Annotated in this window: 6 protein-coding genes; all 6 read left to right on the top strand. The window is 63.1% G+C overall.

Translation table 11 applies throughout. The annotated features are described in order from the left end of the window. Positions 1 to 165 precede the first annotated feature (165 nt). Positions 166 to 1,112 (top strand): IS630 family transposase gene (locus AC0IW9_RS29780; RefSeq protein WP_471651932.1). Its coding sequence is split into 2 segments (ribosomal slippage): positions 166 to 505 and positions 505 to 1,112, totalling 948 coding nucleotides; the frame shifts between segments, so codons are not numbered across the junction. Positions 1,113 to 1,749: 637 nt separating this feature from the next. Continuing rightward, positions 1,750 to 2,454 carry a nucleotide-binding protein gene (locus AC0IW9_RS29775; protein WP_471651931.1) on the top strand — a complete coding sequence of 235 codons (705 nt, stop codon included), beginning with the start codon at positions 1,750 to 1,752 and terminating at the stop codon, positions 2,452 to 2,454. Between the two features lie 194 nt (positions 2,455 to 2,648). Continuing rightward, positions 2,649 to 2,783, top strand: a complete 135-nt coding sequence (locus AC0IW9_RS29770; RefSeq protein ID WP_471651930.1) for a hypothetical protein — start codon at positions 2,649 to 2,651, stop codon at positions 2,781 to 2,783. Between the two features lie 630 nt (positions 2,784 to 3,413). After that, positions 3,414 to 4,373, top strand: coding sequence for a replication protein RepA (locus AC0IW9_RS29765; protein WP_471651929.1), 960 nt, complete (start codon positions 3,414 to 3,416; stop codon positions 4,371 to 4,373). 435 nt (positions 4,374 to 4,808) lie between these two features. Further along, positions 4,809 to 5,459, top strand: coding sequence for a class I SAM-dependent methyltransferase (locus AC0IW9_RS29760; RefSeq protein WP_471651928.1), 651 nt, complete (start codon positions 4,809 to 4,811; stop codon positions 5,457 to 5,459). Then, positions 5,452 to 6,219: a class I SAM-dependent methyltransferase gene (locus tag AC0IW9_RS29755; RefSeq protein WP_471651927.1), complete on the top strand. Its 768-nt coding sequence runs from the start codon at positions 5,452 to 5,454 to the stop codon at positions 6,217 to 6,219. The genes AC0IW9_RS29760 and AC0IW9_RS29755 overlap by 8 nt, the downstream gene beginning before the upstream one ends. Positions 6,220 to 6,457 lie beyond the last annotated feature (238 nt).

Below are 6,457 nucleotides of genomic sequence, written 5' to 3'. Positions count from 1 at the left end.
ACGACATCCTCGCCGCCATCCAGCGCTTCTGCCTCCGTTCCCAACAGATCGGAGGAACTACGGAATCAGGACACTAGAGCGGTTTCCGGCCTGACTGAATCGCTTGTGATCCCACGGGCTGCACGATGGTGATTCAGTTGCCCCTCGGCATGAGGGGCGATAGACATGTCCAAGGCGCTGTCGGTCGATTTGCGGGAACGCGTAGTTGCGGCGATCGCGGCGGGGTCATCCTGCCGGGCGGCGGCGGTGCGCTTTGGGGTGAGCGCGGCCAGCGCGGTCCGGTGGGCGGCGCTGGTGCGGGAGGTGGGCTCGGTCGCGCCAGGGCCGCTTGGCGGGGACCGGCGTTCGGCACGGATCGAGGCACATGCGGCGCTGATCCTCCGCCTCGTCGACCATAAGTCGGACATCACGCTGCGGGAGATCCAGGCTGGATTGGCCAAGGCTGGTGTGTCGGCCGGCATCGGCACGTTGTGGCGCTTCCTCGACCGGCGCCGGATGACGCGTAAAAAAAGACCGCCCACGCCGCGGAGCAGGACCGCCCGGACGTCCTGAGGCGACGCTGGGCCTGGTTCGAGGCGCAGCCTGACCTCGATCCGGACCGGCTGGTGTTCATCGATGAAACCTGGGCCTCGACCAACATGGCCCGCACCCATGGCCGAGCGCCCAAGGGCGAGCGGCTGCGGGCCGCTAACCCGCACGGCCACTGGCTGACCACCACCTTCGTCGCCGGCCTGCGCAATACCGGCGTGGTCGCGCCCATGGTGCTCGACGGGCCGATCAACGGCTCCCTCTTCCAGGACTACGTGGAGCAGGTCCTGGTGCCCGAACTCCGCCCCGGCGACATCGTCGTGATGGACAACCTCGGCAGCCACAAGGGCGCAGGCGTCAGGGCCGCCATTGAGGCTGCAGGCGCCAACCTGCTCTACCTCCCGCCCTACAGCCCGGACTGCAACCCAATCGAGCAGGCCTTCGCCAAGCTGAAGGCTGCGCTCCGCAGCGCAGCCGAGCGCAGCCTCGACGGGCTATGGGCTGCCATCGGACGCATCATCGACACCTTCACCCCGACCGAATGCGCCAACTACTTCGCCGCCGCCGGCTATGACGCAGACTGATGGGAAACCGCTCTAAGGGGCTCGACCAGAACCACGCTGTGCATGATCGCCGATGTCATTTTCCGCGCCTACCGCCGCGCTAAGGTGACATGAGGCGACACTGAGGTGATACGGCGAAAGCTAACCCTGAACCTGGACCACCAAACCCAAACACTCCAGGCCGCATCGGCTTCTCACAACTGTTGGACTACTTCAACTGAGCAGGCCAATGCCCCACTAAATTCCGTGCGGACCACTCGATTGGGGCTGCTCACCTCCTCCTGATGGACGTTCATAATGAACCCCCTTGTTCTGCTAGCGCTTGCCGCTTGCAGCAACGATGCGCAGACCCTGATGTTGAACGGCGCCGGGATCGACGCACTCTGCGGCATCACCATTCCTGCCCTGGCTGGTTATACGCATGGCCACAAACGTTAAGCACTGGCATGTCGGTAGGCCGGAATCCCGGTTATCCGGCGTACCGTCATCCAGACATGCCGGTTGATCGGCTGACAGGAAAGCGAAGTTATCGGTTGGTCGGCTTATCGGAATGCCGATAAGCCGACCAACCGGCGTTTCGGCCAACCGGTACACCGGCATACCGGTTGCTCGGTTGTTCTGGTAGACTGACACATAGGCCGACCGGCATTCTAGCGGCATGGCAACACCGATCATCGCTTTGGCAAGCACCAAGGGGGGGGTGGGAAAGACCACCCTCGCTTTCTGTCTGGCAACCACCCTGGCACGCCGATTTCTCAATGCGTCGGATGATCGGAATACCGACATATCGGTTGACCGGAATGCCGATATGTCGGTGTTCTGCCTTGATGCCGATCCCAACCAGACGCTGTTTCAGACAATTCGCCGAGGCAAGCCGCAGGGGGTGGGAGCGGACGTGGCGACCAGCGACACTCTACTGGAGGCGGTCACCGAGGCCTCGCAGCGGTCGCGGTTGGTGCTGATCGACTTGGAGGGGTCCAGCAACCAAGCGATGCTCTACGCCTGCGGCAAGGCGAATCTGGTGCTGATTCCGGCCCAGCCGTCGATGTTTGATGTCGTGGAGGCGATGAAGACGGCAGCAGTAGTGGCGCGAGCGGCGGATTTGACCGGCCGCCCGATCAACTGCCGGGTGGTGCTGACTCGGACGCCGGTGCTGCGCCAGCGGGTAACGGAGCACAGCCGGAGGCAGTTCGAGCAGCGCGGTCTGGCGATGCTGTCGACCGAATTGGTCGAGCGGGCAGCGTTCAGGATGATGACCTACACCGGGAAAAGCCCGCTGGAGGACAATCCGGAGGGTGGTGCCGCCGGCAATGTCGAGGCTTTGGCGACCGAAGTCGCGGCGCTAGTGAGGTTGAAACTGTGAGCCGCGCTCCGCTGCCGCTGCCGGATCTAGATTTAAACGACGACGAGTTGCGCCGGCGGCTTGATCCGCTGAGTGCGACGTTGCCGGCTGGGCAAATGAGAGGGCGGGCGGCGCCCGTCGTTGCGGCCGAGCGCGCTGCACCGCCTACGAAACCACCGCGGCGTGGTATCGAGTTCTTGCTGCCGGATGCAGTGGTGACCGAGATCAAGACCCGGGCGGCGCGGCGGGGGGTGACGGCGACCATCCTGCTGCTCGAATTGCTACGGGAGGCCGGCTATCCAGTGGTTGAGGCCGATTTCACTGATCTACGAAAGCAGCCGCGCCGGTGAGCAGGCAGGCTCGAATGCCGGTATGCCGATATGCCGGTGTGTCGGCATGCCGGTTGGTTCATCAGGTCGTAGCAGATTTTATGTATAGTGCAATAACCGACGAAAGTTTTGATTGTTAATGTCGTAGAAATCGAGGATCTCAGCAATAAAGTTTTGTGAACAGAACAACGCATTCTCTACTACTGTCTGGTCAGGAAAGGTGGAGACGCGCGGCGGCGCGGTTATTGTCGACCGCCCGCAAAGCCTGGGTAACGCCGAACACGTCGCTTCCACTACGGGCACGACCTTGGGTGCGGACATTCTTGTCCTTCCCCGTCGCCTTTTCCCAGGTAGGGCGAATACGTAACAATAATTCTGAATCGGTTTTGTCTGCTGCTGCCTTGGCCGATTCGGCAAAAGGTGGGGGGAGAACTCGCGCCCGGCTTATCCACCGGCGACCCATTCATCCCGGGGGGTGAACTCGCCAAAACGGGGGGTGAACTCGCGGGAATCGGCTTTATCCCGGGGGGTGAACTCGCAGACTCTACTAATTACTTCCAACTAGCCTACGAGTAGGGAGCGCGAGTTATCCCCCCGTTGACGCCGGCCGCTGACGCCGCCGATGGTCTGGCAGGATCGGGCGAGGGCGGGATGGTGGACGAAGCCGACAGCGGCGCACGACGGCTGGTCCTAGCGCATGGCCGCGAGCGCGCCCGATTGATGCTGGAGCCAGAGAAGCGCCCGCTAGCCGATATTGCAGCCGAGGTTATGGCTGACGAGGACGGCCGAATTGGGATCTCGTACAGCGGCTTCTGCCTCACCGGCTTGCCGCACAAGAAACTAGCTGATGACGAAATCTGGGAGCGCCGCGGTCACCGAGTGTCGCTTCTGGTAGAGCCTGGCCGGGCAGTAAAGGATGGCAAGCGGAGCTACCTCGGCGTTCCCTATGGGGCACGGGCCCGAATGATTCTGCTCTACCTGCAGACCCAGGCGGTCAGGACAGGCTCGCGCGAGGTCGAGCTCGGTCGGTCAATGCGCGACTGGCTGGGGCGGATGGGGCTGACCTGGGGCGGAGAGACAGGCAAGGCTCTACGCGAGCAGGCCGTGCGGATCACCGCGTGCCATCTGCGGTTTAGCTGGGAGGGCGAGAGCGCCGATGGTTGGACCAAGGGTGGCTTCGTGCAGAGCGGACTACGCTTTCACGAGCGACCGCGCGAGGACGAGCGGCAGACTTCGCTGTGGGAGGACCGGGTTGTCCTTGATCCGGTCTTCTACGAGGCATTGCGGCGACATCCAGTTCCACTACGCGAGACAGCGCTGCGCGAGCTGGCTGACCGCAGCGTGTCGCTCGACCTCTACATCTGGCTGGCCTACCGGCTCCACACACTGACCGTGCCAACACCGATCCGCTGGGCGGCGCTGGGAGAGCAATTCGGTGGCGGCTACTCCAGGCAACGCGATTTCGTCCGCGACTTTAGGAAAGCCCTAGCACCGGCGGTTGCGGCTTATGAGGGGGCGATGGTGACGGTGGGAGAGGAGGGTCTGACGCTTTACCCGTCGCGCCCGCCGGTAGCGCCACGCTTGGTGGCGATCGGCGGACTGCGTGAGTGAACCCCTGTCGCTGTTGCAGTCTGCCAATCGATCCGTCTAGAGCAGCGAGGACTGCGGCCGCACCGGCACAACGGCCGGCTCGCGGCGAAGCAGGGTAGAGGACAGCACAGGGGGTAGGAGTACGGAGCGCCGGGGCGGCCTCGTCGGGTCCGGCATAGCCGTCATAGGCGATCAGCCGCAGCTGGACCGCCACAGCAGTGGCGGCCTCGACCGGCAATCTCCAGCGGCACAGGTCAGAAGCGTTCTGGCCTGATCCTCGCCCTGCAATGCCAGGAATACCACCCGCGCCGCTTTATCTGAGCTGATGACGCTGGATTGCTTCGACCTTAAGCAATGCCTCGTCATGCTGATGACACAAGGGATGCTGCCTCAGAATTGGCAATCCCCTGGGCCGCCCTACCTCTGAAGGACTATCATTCGGGAGGTCCCGTCATTATGACCGAGGACGGTTTGCCAAACCTGCCGTTGCGCGCTTTCGCCAAGGCTGACCCGTTGCCGGATGCGATTTTTTATGCCGAGCCTCGCTTCGTCACGCACATCGACGAAGGCGCCATCGCAGCCGTGACTGGGCTCTATCGTACACTCTTTCCTGCCGACGGAATGGTGCTCGACCTGATGTCGAGTTGGGTCAGCCATCTGCCAGATGAGGTCGCATACGCCGAAGTCATCGGCCACGGCATGAACGCGGCAGAGTTGGCGGCCAACCCACGGCTTGCCTGTTGGTTCGTCCAAGATCTGAACCGGGATCCCTTATTGCCACTCGCTGACGCGAGCGTGGACGCGGCCGGCATGTGCGTCTCCATCCAATACCTCCAGCGACCGGTCGAGGTGCTGCGCGAGGTGGCGCGCGTGCTGCGGCCAAGCGGCGTCATGGCAATCACCTTCTCCAACCGCTGCTTTCCAACAAAGGCGGTTGCAGTTTGGCAGGGTCTCGATGGGCAGGCTCAATGCGAACTGGTGTCGCTCTATTTGCGGAGCGCCGGTTTCTCCAACATTGAGGCAAGGGAACTGATATCAGCGGAGCAGTGGGGCCGCGACCCGCTTTGGGCCGTGATCGGGCGCAAAGAAAAGCGTGCTGATGGCTAGCCGCAGCGGACGCATCATCATGGTGCCACTCCTCGCCAAGCTGGCGGGAGTGGCCATGACGCTCGTCGTGTCCTCTTGCTCTGCCGCTGCGCCAGAGGCCACGGTATCGGCCGCGGCACCACCCGGCTTGGGGGCCGAGCGCTTCCCGAAACCGCAACGCCCGGTGGCCGGCATCGTGTCCGACCAGTGGTCGAGTGAGGACAGTCGCGAGCGTGCTGGCGAGGCAGGCAAGGTCATGGACCTGCTCGGCGTCCGTCCTGGCATGACGGTGGCCGATATAGGCGCCGGTGCTGGCTATTATGTCGGGCACCTGTCGCAACGCGTTGGTCCAGAAGGCCGGGTCATCGCGCAGGATTTGGAACAGAGAACTCTCAACCAGCTCGGGCAGCGCGTCTCGCGTGGGCGGCTGGGCAATGTCTCGCTCATCCTCGGCGAGCCACATGACCCGCGGCTGGCGCCGTGCTCGGTCGACATTGCCTTGCTGGTCCACATGTACCACGAGATCGCGCAGCCCTTCGGCCTGCTCGCCAACCTTGCCCCGGCGATGAAGCCCGGCGGGCGAGTGGCGATCCTGGACGTGGATGGCCCTGTCTTGGCGCATGGCACGCCCCGTGCGCTGCTGTCCTGTGAACTCGCGGCTGTAGGCTACCGGGAAGTGGCGTGGCACTGGATCGAGGGGCGGTCGATCTATCTTGCCGTGTTCGAGGTTCCAGTGGAGCCCCCGAGGCCCGAAGACATTGTCCCATGCAACCCGCGATAGGATCCACGAAGCATGGAGGCACGAATGGCTGCCCAAGCCCATCACCGCCATTTGGATATTGTACCAAGAAATGGCCAATTCCCTTATCTAGCAACAATCTAGGGAGGCCGCGAGGACGCATCACTCCGCAAGTTCTGATGACGCCTGACTCGAAATCGCCTTCCTAGGTCTGCTGTGCTTTTTTGGTAACGGTGTGGCGTCCCTTTCTCGGGAGGCTCATGGATCATGCTATGCTGGT

Source organism: Belnapia sp. AC561 (assembly GCF_979252845.1).
This window is presented reverse-complemented; position numbering and strand designations above follow the sequence as displayed.

Bases quoted from the DNA above. Each gene is read 5' to 3' on its own strand.
- AC0IW9_RS29755 (WP_471651927.1), top strand. From the start codon at position 5,452: ATGGCTAGCCGCAGCGGACGCATCATCATGGTGCCACTCCTCGCCAAG.
- AC0IW9_RS29775 (WP_471651931.1), top strand. From the start codon at position 1,750: ATGGCAACACCGATCATCGCTTTGGCAAGCACCAAGGGGGGGGTGGGA.
- AC0IW9_RS29760 (WP_471651928.1), top strand. From the start codon at position 4,809: ATGACCGAGGACGGTTTGCCAAACCTGCCGTTGCGCGCTTTCGCCAAG.
- AC0IW9_RS29765 (WP_471651929.1), top strand. From the start codon at position 3,414: ATGGTGGACGAAGCCGACAGCGGCGCACGACGGCTGGTCCTAGCGCAT.